At 35.8% G+C, this 18064-nt stretch carries 19 protein-coding genes; 5 read left to right on the forward strand and 14 right to left on the reverse strand.

The features are described from left to right. Positions 1 to 283 precede the first annotated feature (283 nt). From DF185_RS02925 to DF185_RS02935, 3 genes are all read left to right on the forward strand, one after another. Positions 284 to 2188, forward strand: a complete 1905-nt coding sequence (locus tag DF185_RS02925; protein ID WP_110359216.1) for an AMP-dependent synthetase/ligase — start codon at positions 284 to 286, stop codon at positions 2186 to 2188. A 92-nt stretch (positions 2189 to 2280) separates the two neighbouring features. Beyond that, positions 2281 to 3807, forward strand: a complete 1527-nt coding sequence (locus DF185_RS02930) for an alkaline phosphatase (RefSeq protein ID WP_110359217.1) — start codon at positions 2281 to 2283, stop codon at positions 3805 to 3807. An 82-nt stretch (positions 3808 to 3889) separates the two neighbouring features. After that, entirely contained in the window at positions 3890 to 5032 is a 1143-nt protein-coding gene (locus tag DF185_RS02935; RefSeq protein ID WP_110359218.1) for a YibE/F family protein, read from the forward strand. A gap of 74 nt (positions 5033 to 5106) precedes the next feature. Here the strand turns inward: DF185_RS02935 and DF185_RS02940 are convergent, their stop codons facing one another. The 3 genes from DF185_RS02940 to DF185_RS02950 form a co-directional block, all read right to left on the reverse strand. After that, positions 5107 to 5400 (reverse strand): two-CW domain-containing protein, encoded by a 294-nt coding sequence (locus DF185_RS02940; RefSeq protein WP_110359219.1) that lies wholly within the window; start codon positions 5398 to 5400, stop codon positions 5107 to 5109. Between the two features lie 160 nt (positions 5401 to 5560). Continuing rightward, positions 5561 to 6316, reverse strand: a complete 756-nt coding sequence (locus DF185_RS02945) for a DUF1835 domain-containing protein (RefSeq protein WP_110359220.1) — start codon at positions 6314 to 6316, stop codon at positions 5561 to 5563. A gap of 12 nt (positions 6317 to 6328) precedes the next feature. Beyond that, on the reverse strand, positions 6329 to 6904 hold the full coding sequence (locus DF185_RS02950; RefSeq protein WP_165835920.1) for a Crp/Fnr family transcriptional regulator: 576 nt from the start codon (positions 6902 to 6904) through the stop codon (positions 6329 to 6331). A gap of 70 nt (positions 6905 to 6974) precedes the next feature. Between DF185_RS02950 and DF185_RS02955 the strand changes: the two genes are divergently transcribed. Continuing rightward, a complete protein-coding gene (locus DF185_RS02955; protein ID WP_110359222.1) occupies positions 6975 to 7628 on the forward strand; it encodes an HAD family hydrolase in 654 nt (217 codons plus the stop codon). Positions 7629 to 7723: 95 nt separating this feature from the next. After that, positions 7724 to 9061 (forward strand): MATE family efflux transporter, encoded by a 1338-nt coding sequence (locus tag DF185_RS02960; protein ID WP_110359223.1) that lies wholly within the window; start codon positions 7724 to 7726, stop codon positions 9059 to 9061. A gap of 2 nt (positions 9062 to 9063) precedes the next feature. Here the strand turns inward: DF185_RS02960 and DF185_RS02965 are convergent, their stop codons facing one another. The 11 genes from DF185_RS02965 to DF185_RS03015 form a co-directional block, all read right to left on the reverse strand. Next, positions 9064 to 9444: a hypothetical protein gene (locus DF185_RS02965; RefSeq protein ID WP_110359224.1), complete on the reverse strand. Its 381-nt coding sequence runs from the start codon at positions 9442 to 9444 to the stop codon at positions 9064 to 9066. 48 nt (positions 9445 to 9492) lie between these two features. Then, complete coding sequence (locus DF185_RS02970) at positions 9493 to 10164, reverse strand: hypothetical protein (protein WP_110359225.1); 672 nt, start codon at positions 10162 to 10164, stop codon at positions 9493 to 9495. 179 nt (positions 10165 to 10343) lie between these two features. Beyond that, on the reverse strand, positions 10344 to 11549 hold the full coding sequence (locus tag DF185_RS02975; protein WP_110359226.1) for a cation:proton antiporter: 1206 nt from the start codon (positions 11547 to 11549) through the stop codon (positions 10344 to 10346). 188 nt (positions 11550 to 11737) lie between these two features. Then, complete coding sequence (locus DF185_RS02980; protein ID WP_110359227.1) at positions 11738 to 12151, reverse strand: DUF2784 domain-containing protein; 414 nt, start codon at positions 12149 to 12151, stop codon at positions 11738 to 11740. Positions 12152 to 12296: 145 nt separating this feature from the next. Then, positions 12297 to 12623 (reverse strand): DMT family transporter, encoded by a 327-nt coding sequence (locus tag DF185_RS02985; RefSeq protein WP_110359432.1) that lies wholly within the window; start codon positions 12621 to 12623, stop codon positions 12297 to 12299. A gap of 71 nt (positions 12624 to 12694) precedes the next feature. Then, positions 12695 to 13267: a Crp/Fnr family transcriptional regulator gene (locus tag DF185_RS02990; protein ID WP_207784557.1), complete on the reverse strand. Its 573-nt coding sequence runs from the start codon at positions 13265 to 13267 to the stop codon at positions 12695 to 12697. A 109-nt stretch (positions 13268 to 13376) separates the two neighbouring features. Further along, entirely contained in the window at positions 13377 to 13823 is a 447-nt protein-coding gene (locus tag DF185_RS02995) for a hypothetical protein (RefSeq protein WP_110359228.1), read from the reverse strand. A 167-nt stretch (positions 13824 to 13990) separates the two neighbouring features. Continuing rightward, positions 13991 to 14413: a GNAT family N-acetyltransferase gene (locus DF185_RS03000; RefSeq protein ID WP_110359229.1), complete on the reverse strand. Its 423-nt coding sequence runs from the start codon at positions 14411 to 14413 to the stop codon at positions 13991 to 13993. 235 nt (positions 14414 to 14648) lie between these two features. Next, on the reverse strand, positions 14649 to 15377 hold the full coding sequence (locus DF185_RS03005; RefSeq protein ID WP_110359230.1) for a putative signal transducing protein: 729 nt from the start codon (positions 15375 to 15377) through the stop codon (positions 14649 to 14651). A 41-nt stretch (positions 15378 to 15418) separates the two neighbouring features. Then, complete coding sequence (locus DF185_RS03010) at positions 15419 to 15961, reverse strand: hypothetical protein (protein WP_110359231.1); 543 nt, start codon at positions 15959 to 15961, stop codon at positions 15419 to 15421. 215 nt (positions 15962 to 16176) lie between these two features. Then, the gene (locus DF185_RS03015) at positions 16177 to 16785 is read right to left on the reverse strand and encodes a hypothetical protein (protein ID WP_133249937.1); all 609 of its coding nucleotides are present in this window, start codon (positions 16783 to 16785) and stop codon (positions 16177 to 16179) included. Between the last annotated feature and the right edge of the window lie 1279 nt (positions 16786 to 18064).

Genomic DNA, 18064 nt, shown 5'->3' on the forward strand with positions numbered 1-18064 from the left:
ATGTATTTAAACCTTTAAATTCGGTCAAACAAAATGGAAAAATGGAAATTAAAGCTTCGATCACTCCCCTACAAGTTGCAGGGCTTAATTTCAAGCTTCAATTGGCTTCAAACAATTCTGAAATGTGTTAGCCAATCCATTCCTCCATTCAAATCGATTCTGAAAAGGATTTAATCACCTCTGTATTGATTAATTTTTAAATCGGATAATTTGTTTTGACCTACCGAATCGATTACTTTTGGCTTTCTTAATTGATTATACATCAGACTGACATAATATATCGATGAATACAATAATTCAACTTTTTGAGGAAAGCGTAAAAAAATACGGATCCAATCCATATTTATGGGAACATACAGGTGAGAAATATGAATCGCTAAGCTACAAGGAACTGCACAAGCAAGTTAAGCTTTTAGCCTATGGTTTGTATGCTTCTGGTATTGATAAAGGAGATAGAATTGGCCTTTTATCGGAAGGAAGAAATGCCTGGGTTCTTTCGGAACTGGGAATATTATTCGCAGGTGCAGTTAATGTGCCTTTATCTGTGAAACTTGACGCTCAAAATGAATTAAAATTCAGATTAATTCACTCCGAAGCAAAATACGTTATTGTATCAAAAAATCATCTCGAAAAAATTCGTTTGATTAAGGATGAAGTCAAAACTCTGGAAAAAATCATCGTAATTGATGAAGATATTGAGGTAGATGGTATTGAAGTTTTCCTTTCGGATATTATGAGCTTGGGTGAAATACTTGCCGAAGATGAGAAAAAGGATGTAGATAAAATTCAACAGGAAATTCAGGCAGATGATAACGCAAATATTTCCTATACTTCGGGTACAACAGCCGATCCTAAAGGAATTATTTTAACGCACAACAATTACACAAGCAATGTAATTCAATCGTCGAGCTTAATGCACATTCCAGAGAATTACAAAACCTTGTTGATTTTACCATGGGATCATTCTTTTGCTCATACTGCAGGTATCTATAGCTTCATGCTAAAAGGTGCATCAATTGCTGCCGTTCAACAAGGCAAATCGCCGATGGAGGCTCTGAAAAACATTCCTAAAAACATCAAAGAAATTAAGCCTCACATTCTAATGAGTGTTCCTGCTTTGGCAAAGAACTTCAAAAAGAACATTGAGAAAGGAATCAAAGCCAAAGGTCCAAAGGTTGAGAAATTATTCAACAAAGCCTTGAACCTGGCATACAAATACAACGATCATGGTTGGAACAAAGGCAAAGGAAGCAGAATGTTTCTAAAGCCAATGTACATGTTCTACGATAAGATATTGTTCTCGAAAATCAGAGAGAACTTCGGCGGCAACTTAAAATTCTTTGTTGGAGGTGGCGCACTTTTGGATATCGAATTGCAGAGATTCTTTTATGCCATTGGTATTCCAATGTACCAAGGTTACGGATTATCGGAAGCCTCTCCTATTATTTCATCAAATGCTCATCACAAGCACAAATTAGGTTCGTCTGGATTTTTGGTTAGCAATATGGACCTGAACATTTGCGACGATGAAGGCAATGCCATGCCTGTTGGTGAAAAAGGTGAGATCGTGATCAAAGGCGGTAACGTAATGAAAGGTTACTGGAAGAATGAAAAAGCATCGGCAGAAACACTTAAAGATGGATGGTTGCACACTGGCGATATGGGCTATATGGACAAAGATGGTTTCTTGTATGTACTAGGACGATTCAAGTCTTTACTGATCGCAAATGATGGAGAAAAATTCAGCCCTGAAGGAATCGAAGAAGCATTTGTTGATCAATCACCATTGATGGATCAATGTATCTTGTACAACAATCAGGATCCTTATACCATTGCTCTTGTTGTTCCAAACAAAGCAGCAGTTGTAGCCAAGCTAAAAGAACAAAACCTTACTCCTGATTCGGAAGAAGGCCAGAAAGCTGCCTTGGACTTATTGCAAGCAGAAATGAACGAATATCGTCCAGGTGGAAAATATGAGGAAATGTTCCCTCATCGTTGGTTGCCTACTGCAATTGCCATATTGCCTGAAGGTTTTACCGAAGAGAATAAATTGCTGAATTCAACGATGAAGGTTGTTCGCGATAAGGTGATTGCTTATTTCAAAGAGTATGTAGATTATTTGTACTCTCCAGAAGGTAAAAACTTCTTTAACGAGAAAAACAAAAGAAGTATTGAAGGCATGAAATAGTAATCTAACCAAGATTTAACTTTCTTTTACTATTTAAAACCATTACAGATAAATGTTTTTTTATAGTTTTGAAAAAAATTTAAACCAAAAACATGACACGATTAAAACCAATCACCATTAGCTTGATGCTTGCCTTAACATTCTGCTTTAGCAATGTTTTTGCACAACCTAGCGAAAGAGATAATTATGAGGGAGCATCTCCAAAATACATTTTCTATTTTATTGGAGATGGTATGGGCTTATCGCAAGCCAACACGGCTGAAGCCTATTTAGGAGCCATTAACAATAGCAATGGAATCAAAAAATTAAAACTAAACACCTTACCTAAGCAAGGTTTTTATACCACTTATGCCACCGACAGATTTATTACTGGATCTGCAGCGGCTGGGACGGCTCTTTCTACGGGAGTAAAAACATCAATTAGCACAGTAGGTATGGATGCAAAAAGACAAAAACCTTTGCAGACAATTGCTGAAATGGCCAGAGATAAAGGGTACAAGGTAGGAATTGTAACTTCTGTTTCATTAGATCATGCGACTCCTGCTTCGTTCTATGCACACCAACCTACTAGAAGCATGTATTACAATATTAGTTTAGATCTAAGTAAAAGTGGTTTCAACTACTTTGCAGGTGGAGGCATCAAGCATCCGGAAGGCGATGGTAAAGTTGATAGTAAAAACATCATGGCCAATTTTGGAATGGGAGAAGATGTTGATTTAAAAGATAAACTGCCAAATTCAATCGAGTTAGCAAAAAAGAGAGGATATGAATTTGTTAACTCAGTTAAAGAGTTCAACAAACTAAAAAAGGGCGATGATAAAGTAATTTGTATTGCGCCAAAATTGGTTGGCGGAAAATCTCTTCCTTATTTCATTGATCAAAATGGAAAAACAGATATTTCTCTTGCAGAATTCACTGAAAAAGGAATCGAATTACTAAACAACAAAAATGGATTCTTCATGATGGTTGAAGGTGGTAAAATCGACTGGGCTTGTCATGCCAACGATGCTGCAACCGTAATTCAGGAAGTAATTCAGTTTGATAATGCTGTTTCTGTTGCTTTGGATTTTTACAAAAAACATCCAGATGAAACTTTAATATTGGTTGCTGGCGATCATGAAACTGGTGGTATGGCATTAGGCTTTTCTGGTAGTCATTACCACTCAGACTTTGCGATACTACAACACCAGAACTTATCATACGAAAGTTTCTCAAACTTAATTTCTGACTATAAAAAGAACAACATAAGAAATTACAAAGTAGAAGATGGTTTGGCATTGGTGAAAAAACACTTTGGTTTAGGAGATGCTGAAAAAGGATTGGAGTTAAGTGAATTCGAGATGCAGCAACTAAAAACTGCATTCGATAAAAGCATGAACTACAACAAGAAAATGAAGAAAGACGATCAGTTTTATTTGTTGTATGGTAGTTACGATCCATTTACAACAACTGCATGTCATATTCTATCGCAAAAAGCTGGTATTGGCTGGACATCCTTTTCTCACACAGCTGCACCAATTCCAATTCGTTCTATTGGTGTAGGAGCCGATTTATTTACCGGATTTTTCGACAATACCGACGTTCCAAAGAGCTTAATGAAATTAATAGAGAACAAATAATTCATAAGCCTCGCAATTGCGGGGCTTTTACTTTTCCTATTTTTGACTTTACGACTTTTTGACTATTTTCTACCTTTGCCATATGTTGAAATTTAAGCTACCTCAAAAATCCGATTTAATTCTAATTGTACTCTTAATTGTAATAAGCTCGATAATTGTTTGGCTTCCCAATGGATTTGAAACCCAAGCGGACAAAAATACCTCTCGTGTAAGAGCTTTGGTTTTAGAAACGGATAACAGTTTAATTGTTGAAACTGGTATTATAAAAACAGGTACACAAAGCTTAAAAATCAAAATCCTAAATGGTAAGTTTAAAGGAGAAGAGCTAACAGCTTTTAATCAGTTGGTGGGAAGAATGGAGTTCGACAAATTCTTTCTGCCCAAAGACAAAACACTCACAGTACTAAATTTAAACGAAGACAATTCACAAATTATTAGTGCTACAGTGGTGGATCACTATCGCATTCGATTGGAAGCTTTTCTTTTGGCGCTATTTGTAATTATTCTGGTAGCTTTTGCAGGATGGACAGGAATTAAAGCCATGCTATCCTTTATGTTTGCAGGGATTGCCATATGGAAACTATTACTCCCGGGATTATTAAAAGGCTATGCTCCTATCCCACTTTCTCTAGCTATCGTGGCCTTGCTAACATCGGTAATTATATTTCTAGTAGCAGGTACCAACAAAAAAGGTGTAAGTGCATTTTTGGGGGCAATGAGTGGTGTTGCGGTTACCTGTATTATGGCAATTCTGTTTGGAACGCTCTTTAATATTCATGGTGCCATTAAACCATTTTCAGAAACCTTGCTTTACTCAGGGTACAATTACCTGAATCTTACTGAAATTTTCCTTGCGGGTATTTTCATCTCTTCTTCAGGAGCGGTTATGGACATTGCCATGGACATTTCTGCATCGCAGGCCGAAGTTTACCAGGCAAACAAAGGAATCAGCAGAAAGGAATTGCGCCGATCGGGTTTCGAAGTTGGTAAAGCTGTTGTAGGAACCATGACAACCACACTTCTTCTTGCCTATTCAGGTGGTTTTTCTGCCTTACTAATGGTATTTATTGCACAAGGCACTCCGATGATCAATATTTTAAACCTGAACTACGTGTCCGGAGAAATTCTTCACACCTTGGTTGGTAGTTTTGGATTGGTATTGGTAGCTCCCTTTACTGCAATTATTGGTTCTTGGGTTTTTACGAGAAGAACAAAAAATCATTAAAATATAAAAGAGACAAAAGGAAGGTCTTACTTCTTTTTATCTCTTGGGTTCTATTGTTTGTGAGTAGTTTCAACTTAACGCTTCAATTTTGCCTGGGCTGGAGTTACATTAAAATACCGTTCCTCTTCATCCTGTACATACTTAAATACTTTACAATTCAAACAGGTGATAAATTTTTCGGCAAAAGTTCCATTTATTTCTCCTCCACAAAAGGTACCATTAATGGCCCAACAAAATCTTCCTCCTGCATTTCCTTTATGAACACCATTAAATTCGTTGGGAAGTGCGGCTGGGCAAACACCCATCTCCTTCACATTCTCACCATTCACCTGCCGTCCACACTTCGTTATCTCCCAACAATTTTTCATAGGCTCATTTAAGTAGTAGTCTGTAGAGATTATTACGCGAGCATTAAAACTTGGATACACTTTATAAGCTAACTGTTGACAAAACGAAGCTTTATTGGGATAAAACTATTTTTTACTGCTTCTGAGGATTTATCATTATAAATGATGGTGACAAAGAGAATTATTTATTCTTCAAAATTTCATCAAGCAGGCAACGTACCTGAAAATCGCCAAAACCATATATTTCTTCTCTCTTGCAGAACTCTTGAAAAACAGGAGCAAATTCAGTTGTTTCCAATTCAATTATAATTTTACGTAAACTTTCCTTGGGTCTACCTTCATCGTTTTCCTTTGACAAACGATCAATTTGTGCATTTACAGCTGGAAGTAAAAATGGGAAATCTTCTTTTAGTTGTTCAGCAATCTCATGCATACCTGTCCATTTCTCATTCTGATACATTCTCCACAATTTGGACATTTGTTTCAAGGATTTGGAATTGATTGACATTTTGTTGAAATGAGCACTTGATAGCTCCTCCTGGTTCATTCTGCCAAAGTTGTATTCGTTTCCCTTATTAGGACGAACCAGATAAATGTTCTGCTTTTTACCATTTTCGAAGAGTAGGTTTAAACAGAACCAAAAATTCACTTGACAAAACAGATCATCTTCGAACCATAAATTTACCTCATCCTCCTTTTGTATCTCCAGCACTTTTTTCAGCTCTGCTGAAGTTCCCTGATGATATTCCTCTTCACTAAAAACAGGGTACTTGCTACAGATAAACTTTGCCCGAACCTGTAATAACTCATCCAGGCTCTCTCCGCTCACATCGCCATCAACCAAACATTCGCGAGCCACAATCAATTCTCCCCTGATGTTTTTTGGAAACATCTCTCTTAAGCAATCTCCGTTTAGGATATGATAGATTCTATTCATGCTTTTTGAATTTTAAAGCTCATTCAATTCTTTTCTCAGTCTGCTTATGGTTACTGGTGAAACACCCAAATAAGAAGCAATATCCTTTAAAGGAACCCTTTCCTTTACATTCTGGTTGCTTTTAATGAGTTTCATGTATTTTTCCTTGGAAGTAAGGGATTTAAATTCGTCCAGTTCGAGGACCGTATTGATAAAAACGCTTTCCATAAAGCATCGCCCCCAATTGGCCCAATCACAATGATCTTTGAACAATGCTTTTACATGATTTATTTTCACCCTGTAGAACAAACTGTCTTCCAATAATTCTGTAGTCTCATGAATGTAATCCATATCAATGTATGAATTCAAAGAAAAACAGATATTTCCTTCAAATCCGAACCAAACTACTTTCTTGTTTCCTTTCTCATCGATATAATGATTCTTGACAGCTCCTTTTTCTATGAAGTACAGATAAGGCGAACGAATGTTTTCATGAATTAACACCTCCCCTTTCTTCATGCGGACTTCTTCAAATTCCTGGATGACTAAGTCTTTGCTCTGAGCTGACAGTTTGTAATACCTATCGATAGCAGAAATAGCATTTCTCATAAAAACATTTTTTGATTCTGACTTAACAAATGTAAAGCAATTTACTTTTTGACCGAAATATATTTGCAGCATGATATCAAAATCAGAAACTCAAAAGAAAAATACCATTGCAATTTTCGACATTGATGGCACTTTAAGGAGAACAACAGATCCCTGGATGTTACTTCACAATCATTTAGGTACAGAAATAGAAGGCAATAAATACTATAAGGCTTGGATGAATCATGAAATATCATATCCAGAGCTTGCTATGCTTTGGAAAGGAATCCATAAAAATGAAATGGCGAAGGTGATGAATCAAAATCCAATTCGAAGAGGTTCTAAGAGTTTAATCCATTGGTTTAGAAATCAAAATATTCCATGCATTGGAATTAGTAGTGGAGTTTCACTCCTTAATGAAATAACTGCTAAAGAACTTGGTTTGAATGAAGTAATCTCGAACGAACTTCTTTTTGAAAACGGGATATGCACAGGTCAGGTAAAAATTAATGTTGAAGAGAATACAAAGAATAAAGTCTTAGAAAATGTTTTAAAGAAATACAAAATTGACTCAGGCAATGTAATATCATTTGGAGATGGACCAGCAGATGTTGCCATGTTTAAACTGTCTACACTTTCATTTGCAGTATTTCCAAAATCAGAAACAGTAAGCAGTAGTGCTGATTATATTATCGACGCAGAACCCATAGACAGGGCTATTGAGTATTTGCCTGAACTCAATTAAAAACATTACAAACTATTCATTAAGGGGTACAGCTTCCATATAGTTTGGAAGTTATTATTCTTTATCTCCTTATAAAAATCAATTATACACGTACCATGAAATTTTGGGAACAACATTCCACCGAATATAAAAAAACACTATCGCTAAGTATACCGGTTATTATTGCGCAGGCAGGACAAATTACGGTTGGTTTAATCGATAATGTCATGATTGGTCAATTGGGAACTACTCCATTTGCTGCTGCATCATTCACCAACACCCTATTTAGCCTTGTCTTGATATTTGGCATGGGTTACTCATTTGCATTAACCCCCTTAATCGGAAAAAACTATGGAGAGAAGGACTATGACTCCATAGGATCATGGATTAAGAATGGACTAATGGCCAACACTTTAATGGGCGTAGTCTTGGCTGCCGTATTGCTGATTTTGTATTTTCTGATCCCATACATGGGACAACCAGAATCCATATTGCAAGCATCCCAGGATTATCTGGCGATTCTAATGATATCAGTAATACCCATGATGATATTTTATGGCTTTAAACAGTTTGCCGAAGGAGTTGGCGATACCAAAACAGCCATGAAGATTATGCTTTGGGCCAACTTGATCAATATCGTAGGAAACTACATGTTCATGTATGGCAAAATGGGCTTACCAGAGCTTGGCCTTATTGGTGCCGGAATCGGAACCTTAATGGCCAGAATATTTATGGCCATTGCATTCATCATACTCTTTCATAGAAATGAGAAGTTCAAGTTCTTTGTAAAACTTCACCAACAAAGCTTGGTTTGTTGGGACAAATGCTTGCAGGTTGTAAAGCTTGGTATTCCGTTGGGTGGCCAATTGGTAATGGAGGCCAGTGCTTTCGGATTATGTGCCATCATGATGGGATGGGTAAGCGAAATAGGTTTGGCTGCTCACCAGGTTGCCATTACCCTTTCAACCCTTGGATTCATGATTTACCAGGGATTGGGAGCAGGAACCACCATACGCGTGAGTCATTACAAGGGCGAGAACAATAGCCATGGAATTAAAAGAGCAACCAAAACCGCCATGAATCTCATGTACCTGTATTGTGCACTTTTAATGCTTGTATTTATAGGGGCTCGCAACATTTTGCCACTGATGTTTACCAACAATCATACAGTAATCAATCTGGCAGCACAAATGCTAATTGTTTGCAGTATTTTTCAGTTGGTTGATGGCATTCAGATTGTACTGGCAGGAACACTACGAGGATTTGCCGACGCTCGCATTCCGGTAATCATCACCTTCATCTCTTACTTTGTGATTTCCTTGCCCTTTAGCTACCTATCGGCATTTGTTTGGGGCTTTGGAGCAGTAGGAATTTGGTTTGGATTTCCTGTGGGCTTATCCATTTGCTGCACCCTGTTCCAATTGCGATACAAATATTTGTTGAAGAGATTTTAGCTCTAATCTTTGTATTCTATCTTGATTTTTAAAATGCCACTTTCCTGGTTTAAAGTGGCAACCCATTTGGTTTTATCTGTCTCCCATTCATTCAGGTAAACCGAATCTTTACATACAAAGTTATTTTTTAAGGAGTAAGCCTTTAAATCCACTTTAGAAGTGTCGATACTAAAGCTTGCTTCTTTTATTTTGCCATTGCTCTTGCAGTCTGAATCTACGATGGCAGGAATATTAATCCCAGTGCGCAACTCAATGTTATCGATATTGAAGAACTCACAGTCGGTCCTGCTAAAAATATGGTATCCAAGTGCATTCACACCTGCAATAAAAAGAATTACAATGAGTACGATAATTCCCAGGCTGATTAAAATTTTCTTTCCCATAGTTTAATTTTTAAGGTCCATATAAATAGAATTCCTGTGTGATCAATTCTACTCTATCACTATTTGAAAAATATCTGGCTCACTTGCATCAAACAGACCGGTTTCATAAAAATAATTTGCCATCTGCAGGGCATCCCCACGAGAATCTTTATCTGTATAGATAGAAAACCAATTATCCATAAAATCATTCTGTTCTTTGATCCAGGTATTTGTTTCGGAAAGCGTATGATTTAAATCAGACAAATCGCTTGGATCTTTAACTCTTATGTGGAAAAAATTACTGTAAGCATACACACATTCTTCTCCAGCTTTTTCAAATATGGGATTGTCACAATCCGCTGATTCGATGGTGTAATTTGCAGAAGATACGATTGAATTTTCCTTTGCATCTTCAAGTATCCATGCAATTTCCTCACACATACATGTTTTGTAAAGCTTTACAACAATATACCGATAAAGTGAATCTTCATACACTTTGTATTTAAAGCTTTGGTCAAAGTAAGTTTTCGAAGCAATAAATTCCTCAATCAATTCAATTGTATTTACTGATTTTACACCAAGCAATATGTAATCACCAGACATTGCTCCGATTGAATAAGGTTCATCATTGTAATACCAATAATCTACAAAAGTACAAGGGAGTACATTCGAGCTTTCTTTCTCATCGCAACTTGGTGTAAAGAAGAATGCAAATAAGATAAGGAACAATAGTTTTTTCATGATAGGTATTATATAATAGTGTGTGTGTTTAAGTTTTGATAGCTAACTACAGCGCCTGCAGTAAGCTCTTTTTCCATTGTATGTTAATATGCTAGTGATAAACTTGCGACCACAAGAAGAACACTTCCTCCTTCGCAAGAGAAGAATCAGAGCCAATGCTATGAATAAAAATAAAGGCATTACATCTCCATTTTAAATTGCTTATTCTGGTTTCGCTTAATCACTCCGGCACAATATTTCAGGCCAAATGTTGCAAAGAAGTTCAAGATGAAGGTGGAGAACACAATAATCGAAAACAGATTGTTATCAAGAATCTGCAATTTTTGCCCAATTGCGGCAAGTATAAAAGCCATCTCAGCCCTACCTGTCATTCCAATACCGATCGTTATGGACTCTACGGTTGAAAACTGAGCCAATTTTGCCATAGAACCGGCACTCAGTATCTGTATGATGATCACCCCAATCACCAGGCACATCATTAGTATGATCCCCTGAACGGTTAAAGCTTCGAAGGTGATGTGAAATCCCAAGGATATAAAAAAGATAGGTCCCAAAAATGAATAGGCAATGGCATACAATCGATCATCAACCTTCTTGACCAGTTCTTTGTTTGCCACTTCTTCGCGAAAAAACAATCCAGCCAAATAGGCACCCAATATCATGTGCAAACCAATCAATTCAGCAAGAAGACCAAAGCCCAAACCCAATATCAGCAAGAAGGTAAATCCTTTTCCACTTCGATGCTGAAAAGTATCCTTAAACAGGGGATACAAATAGTAACCGGCTACAATGGTTACCACAAAAAACAAGGTAGATTTCACGGTAATGAGCAACAAAGAAAAGGCACTAACGCTTTCGCTTTTGGCAACTGACAGTATCAGACTAAAACAGATCAAAGACAACAAATCATCGATAATACAGGAGGCAACAATCACCCTGGCCAGTCGTGTGTTGGTAAGATTAAGATCCTGAAGAATTTTTAAGGTTACCACTACAGCAGTTGCCGTTAAACTGATCCCAACAAACAGGGATGTTTTTAGCGAGTATCCAAAAAGCAGGGCAATGCTCATTGAGGTTAGAAAAGGAAAGAGTGCACCAATAAATGCAATGCCAAAGGATTTTTTAAGAGCCGTTACAAATTCGCGTGGATTGGTTTCCACACCAGCATGCAGCAGAATAAAAAAGATGCCAAGTTGCGAGAGCACTTCTATAATTTCGTTGGGTTCAATTAAGCCCAACACTGCGGGTCCGATTAAAATTCCCGCTACCAATTCTCCCATAATGGTTGGGATACCTACTTTTCGTAACAAAACAGAGAATGCCCAAATCACCACCATTAAAATTAATAGCTCCTGAAAAAAAGGCAACATGACTAGTAAATTCATATATGTAACTTTAAGTGTGTCTCGCAAAAAATTAGAACTCGAAATGCTTTCTTCACATGACTTTTAAAATCATGCTTTCAAGAATCATATTACTCACGAAAAATTAATTGACTTAGGCTTTGTACAAGTGGTTGAAAGGCTTCATTCTGAACACTGATAGCTCTCTAATTAAAGATACACCTGCATTCTCATTTTCTCTTTTGATCATTTTGCCTCTTTTTCTTGTACTCTATTAAATTTAAGGATATTGTAAGAAGAAAGCAAGCTGAAAATACAAGTACAACGGCCTGATCAACCAATGCTGCAGGAAGATCGAAACCAGTAGTTTCCCGAATCAAGAAATGGATGTATGAATTTGACTTGGGAGCTTTCCCCAATGCTAGGCGCACATCCCAATGCAAATCGGTTAGGAAGCAGTAGCCCAAGCCATACCATATGCCCATAATCAACCAGGAAAACAAGGTAAGCAGGGAAGTAATCAGATGTACAAATCGTGTTTTGTTCCACATCCACCCAAACACAGCAAACAGGCAATAGAGGGAATGGAATACCAGAAAGAAGTAATCCAGAAATATTAGGCTGCTATGACTTAGATTTTCCATGAGACTTGCTACAATTTGTTATACAAGTTACTTATGGGCGATCACTTAAAAAAAAAAAAGCGAAGCATTTAGCTTCGCTTGATTTTCTCTTACTCCCAGTTGGTATAAACTTTAATTGCAATACTGCTGTCTCAATTTTTATATTTTAGTGAGAAACCACTTTCATTCCAATTATGGAACCAATAAGGGTTGTGATAAAAAATAGTCTCCAAAAGTTAGTAGGATCTTTGAATACAAAGATACCAACCAATACAGTTCCAACTGCTCCTACTCCTGTCCATACTGCATAAGCAGTTCCAATTGGCAAAGTTTGTGTTGCCTTCATTAAAAGTCCCATACTTACACCCAGCGCAATGAGAAATCCCATATACCATAAGTACATTTCATTTCCTGTAGTTTCTTTCGCCTTTCCCAAACAAGAGGCAAATGCTACCTCAAATACTCCTGCAATAATTAAAATAATCCAATTCATTTCGTTTAAATTTTTCCCAAAGGTCAAAAATGGAATCGAAATAAAATTTTACAAATGATAAAAAAGTATTGCTACCTGATATTAGCCCTAATTCTGCTTAAACTTACTTGTGTAATGCCAAGATAAGAAGCAATATGTCCCAATTGCACTCTTTGTAATAAATCAGGATGGTCATTCACAAGATCATTATAGCGTTCCGTAGCAGTCCTAAATTGTCTGGATATAAGTCTTTCTTCTGTTTTAACCAGCTCTTTTTCTGCCAATTTTCTCCCCCAATTGGCAATGTCTATATCATTGCTAAAAAGCTCTTGTAATTTTTCAGTTTTTAGTTCATATAATATACAATCCTCCAACAGCTCGATGTGTTCATATCCTTTTTGATTTTCAATATAACTTTTCATCGAAATAACAGGATCGCCTTCTTTACCAAACCAAAAAGTAAGCTCGTTATCTGCTAAATCAGCAAACGCACGAACAATTCCTTTCTTAATAAAGTATATGCTTTTTTCTATTCGGTCTGCCTTCAATAAAATATGTCCTTTTGAAAGCTTGACCTCCGTAGTACATTCTTTAAATTTCATTTTTGAAGCTTCGGGAAGCGGATATATCTTATCAAGTATTTGCTCTATTTCCATTAAACTCATCTATTTTTCGTATTATCCATTACCCCTGTTGGTTCGAGCTTGTAGCTCGGATCTCTGCCATTGGGTAGAAAAGCATTCTGCTACGCAGAGCACGAGTTACAAACTCGCGCTAGCGGAGGGGGTAGTTAGCTTTATCTAACAATCCTATTGTAGCAGTACTGCAAGAATCTCGGGTATAATCTCTGTAGAATCCAATTATTTCTGTTCTATTTTGTGAACTCAAATCACCAGTTTCAAATCTTGCACCAGAACCGTCATTGCAAACAACTTCGCAAACAAGATTTACCAGCAGATCGTGACGATCAAATTCAATCTTTTTGTAATGTACAGTTATGTCGATTACCTGTAAACCCTTTTTAATTCGCACTAAACTATCCAGAGTCAGATTTCTAGTGAATACAGCTTCAACTCTTTTTACAGTTTTATCTTCATTAAGTTGAATGGTAAGGCTCTTCTGTGTTTTTTGATTATCCGATTGAGCATTCACATTTATAATGCTGACACATAAAAAAACAATAATAAAAGTCGATATGAACAAAATTGTATTCTCTTTCATGCATTAGTTTTTTAATTCATAATTCTTTTTGATTCCCCTGCTACCCCTGCTCGTTCAAGCTTGTAGCTCGGATCTCTGCCCTCGGGCAGAAAAGCATTTTGCTACGCAGAGCAGTACTTTTGCAAATCACAAACTATAATCTCACCCTGGCGGGGTTGACATCAGTTTTATATATTTTTTCGGTAATAATATTTATCAAAGCCTTTGGGGAAATCAGTTTCAGTACCAACTTTTTCAAACCCTAGTTTCTCATAGAATTTAGGTGCTTGAAATGAAAACGTATCTAAACTTATAAACCTACAATTCCGTTTCTTCGCTTCTTTTTCTGCTTCAAGAATTATCTTTTTCCCAATTCCTTTGTTTCTATTTTGAGCTTTTACAACAAATGTTTTAATCTCTAATGTTCCCCAAATTGAACGACCATAAAGTCCACCAATAATTTCACCCTTATCATCTCGTACGATAATTTCAATCGGCTTATTAATTTCATCAGCATTTTTTTCAGTCTGACTATTATTGAATTCAACTAATAATTCGACAACTCTATCGTAAGACTTGTGATCAACTTCGTCTGTTACTTTTATATTCATTTCTTAAAATTGTTGCTAAGATTAAATGCACCCTGATAGTTCGTATTCCACTCTCAGAGCAGGTATCTTTGGTAAGTCTTGATCAATCATCTAACTAACTTTATCATCCAAAGTTTAAACTCTTTGCTTTAAAAATAATAACACCTATCGGTTATCTTCAAACGTATTCAATTAACCTAATTTACATTCGCAAAGCACGAGCTATAAGCTTGCGCTAGCAAGGGAACAGAATTCCTCAGAACAGACGAACTCGTCCAATGCGTCCAACTATTTTTGTTGACTTAGATTCAAGAGAGATTGAATTTGAATTCACATTCATCTCATAACTCCCATCGTAAATATAGTTTAACGTGTCCGATTCAAATATTATCAGTTTATTATTTTCCAATTTCCATTTTGCTTCAATCGAAGGTGTATTAAAGCCCGGCATCCTTACCGTTCCATTCTCATAAAATTTAATATTCTCTGAATATCCATTTGACAACACCAATTGTAGTTCATTCGTTTGGAGTTTATAGTGTTTTCCATTGTATCTAATTGTATTCAGATACCAAGTTTCACTAGTAATTAATTCTATTTTGCTTGGCAATGATAACAGCACAATGGGAACTAATGTCGCAATCACCAAAATTGCCAATACTACAAGCATTCTTACTTCAAAAGCTAATCTGCCAATAAGCGGTATTTTAGATGTAAGTTTAGATAAGTTAGATTCATAAGGCTCAAATTCAACATTCTTGGTTTTAATAAATCCTGCTTTCATTAGAATTTCACTTGCCCTCTTAAGATCGCTCTCAAAAACTTGTAGCTTAACTCCGCCAATAGCATTAGATATAAAATTATCCACCTGCACAGTTAGTTCATCTTTTAAATAAACTTTTATCCCTTCAGACTCTAGTTTTGTTTTGGCAAAATGAGCTTCATGCGGTAAATCAAAACTGACAATTGTTTTAAGTTTCTCCATTTATTTCGCCTCTCTCATTTTCTTATCTATCATGTTTTAATTCAGCAGCAATTGAAATACATTACTACTTTCTTTAATTTTTTTGAATAAGCTATACTTCTTCCATCTCCCTCTCCAATAAGATAGTAAAATCCAATTGCTGTCTGGTCAGACTTGATATCTTCCCATATTTCTTTATTTGAATAATCCTCGTCAAATGTATCCTCAGCACTAATTGCAGGTGAAGAAAAATTATCCTCATTGAAGAACTCAGAGATTCGTTTCTTTATGAAATTTTCTTTTTCAATTTCCGAAGCTTCAAAAGGCAATCCATGACCAATTAAAAATATTGCGGGAAATTCCTCTTCATATATTTTAATTCTATTATAATTAGTAATTGTAAACCTCACATTTCCTTTAAGTATAGAACTACCTTCGATCATAATGTAGAATTCATCTTTCTTATCTGGATGAGAAAAGGAGCAAAGTATTTTGTTCTCAGCTAAATTTGATCCTATTTCGATTGCAAGAGCTTTCTTTTCTTTGGAATTCTCTCCAAAAGGAAAAAGTAGAGTTATCGTTACTAAAATGCAAATAAGTTTCATATCTCTCTTTTATGCTCGCCAACGTTCTGAATAAGAATCTATAGGCTGATTTGAAAATCCTAACCTCCGAAATCCCACCAAACCGAAGCTTTTGTTTTGGTTGTAAATCTATTCTTTTAACTAGCCGAAGCAAAAGCTTCGGCGAACTTATTAAAAAAGCATACCTCCCAAATTTGTACTGACAGCCTATGCCTTTTATTTATTGTTGTGGGGTGTTATTTTTGTTTCTTTTCAATAGTTCCATCGCTATTTATTACAAAATCAATGACCTTTAATTCAAACTTTTCTGTTCCTTTTATTTCGTTGTAATCTGTATCAACTTCATGAGTCCAGGTGGAGTCAATATGAGTAATTAAATTGCTTGAATTTATTTGTAAATGCTCAGTATGATAATAGCCAGGTTCACCACCGCAATATCCCCAAAACAGTTGTTCTGAATCAATTATATTTCCATTCAAGTCGTAAGTCTTAACAATTGGAAGTAAAACATCCGCAGATGCTAAAAAAATAATAATCTTAAATTTTTCTGTCGTAGCTATTTTTTTATATGGATATTCCAGTTCGTTGTCATTGAACTTCATGGTTAATTCCTGACTTATTTCCTTGTCTTGCTTGTAATCGTTAAAACAATTTGTTTCATAAGGTAATTCTAAAAAGTCCAATTGATTTAAGAATTTTTGAAATTCCCCATTAACAACCTTTTTTTCTGTTGTATTCTGTGAGCGTATTTCTTTTTTATCACTTGTTACAGATTCTTTTTTACTGTTAGCAAGTGAGCAAGAAACAATTGTCATAATTATGAATGTTGCAATAATCCATCTCATGATTGAAGATTAATTAGTCTTATTTATATTTTTTGTAAGTCATGCATGTAATACCCCACAACGGTATATAAAGCGCATTAATGCACTTTAACCCACCCAATAGGGTGTATAAAATGCACTAATTCCTTTTCAACCAATGAAAGTACAAAACAATAATCCCACAGCAAAGCATTCCTATAATTATTTTACACACAATTATAGCTTAACGAAATAAAAGATAAATTACCCCTCTTAATTCTTATGTCAACAACAGATAGTCATTCAAGTTTAAATTCCATGTCTCATTACGGATTCCAGAGATCAATTGTATTTCGCTTGATCAATTCACAAGCTTGCTTAATCAGCATACAAATACATTTAAACATACTACAGATTTATTTCACCATTCATTTCATGATCTTAACTATGATTTAGGTACACTTAATCAGTTTACAGATACACTTCAACTTCATACAGATACACTTCAACTGACAATCAGTCCGTTTAATCATTCTCCAGATCCTTTTAATCTGTCAACCTGTCCCCTTAATCTTACTCCAGATACACTAAATTGTTTTACAGATACACTTCATCATCATACAAATACATTTAATTGGTAAACAAGTCCATTTAAACTACCTATAAATCACCTTGCCAAATATTCAAATTCATTTAATCTAATAACAGCTAAATTTTATTAATATTCAGATTCTTTTAACCTGATAATCTATTCATTTAATTTTCCTACGAGTTCAATTAATGTATCAATTTGTCCTATTAATCTTACTCCAAATGCAATTAATTGAACTACAGATACACTTCACTATCATTTACATACAGCTAATCAGATAACAAGTACTATCAACATTCCCTCAATTGTTACATTCTCTCCCTTAAACACTTTAATAAATAAAGAGCCACACAAGAATGCGGCTCTTTACTTTTAATACCGATTACTATTCAAAATATGCCTTTAGGGCTTTTCACTTCTATAGGCACTTTGAATATGTATCGGCATTATACCTGTGCGTTTATAATATTTAAATAGTATAACATGTCAAGCATCTTGAAGATGCCAGACATGTTGATGTAGTTTATGATTTACACGTTTGTTAATGCGTAGCTTAACACCCCCCTAAATCCCCCCTGAAAGGGGGACTTTGGCCGCTGCAATTAAATGCTGATTGCTGGAAGCTAAATGCTGCATGCTCTTTCTGCTTCTTGTTTTTTTAAAATGTCAAGCATCTTGAAGATGCCAGACATGTTGATGTAGTTTATGATTTACACGTTCGTTGATGCG

It is taken from the genome of Marinifilum breve (assembly GCF_003202155.1).
Lineage (GTDB): Bacteria > Bacteroidota > Bacteroidia > Bacteroidales > Marinifilaceae > Marinifilum > Marinifilum breve.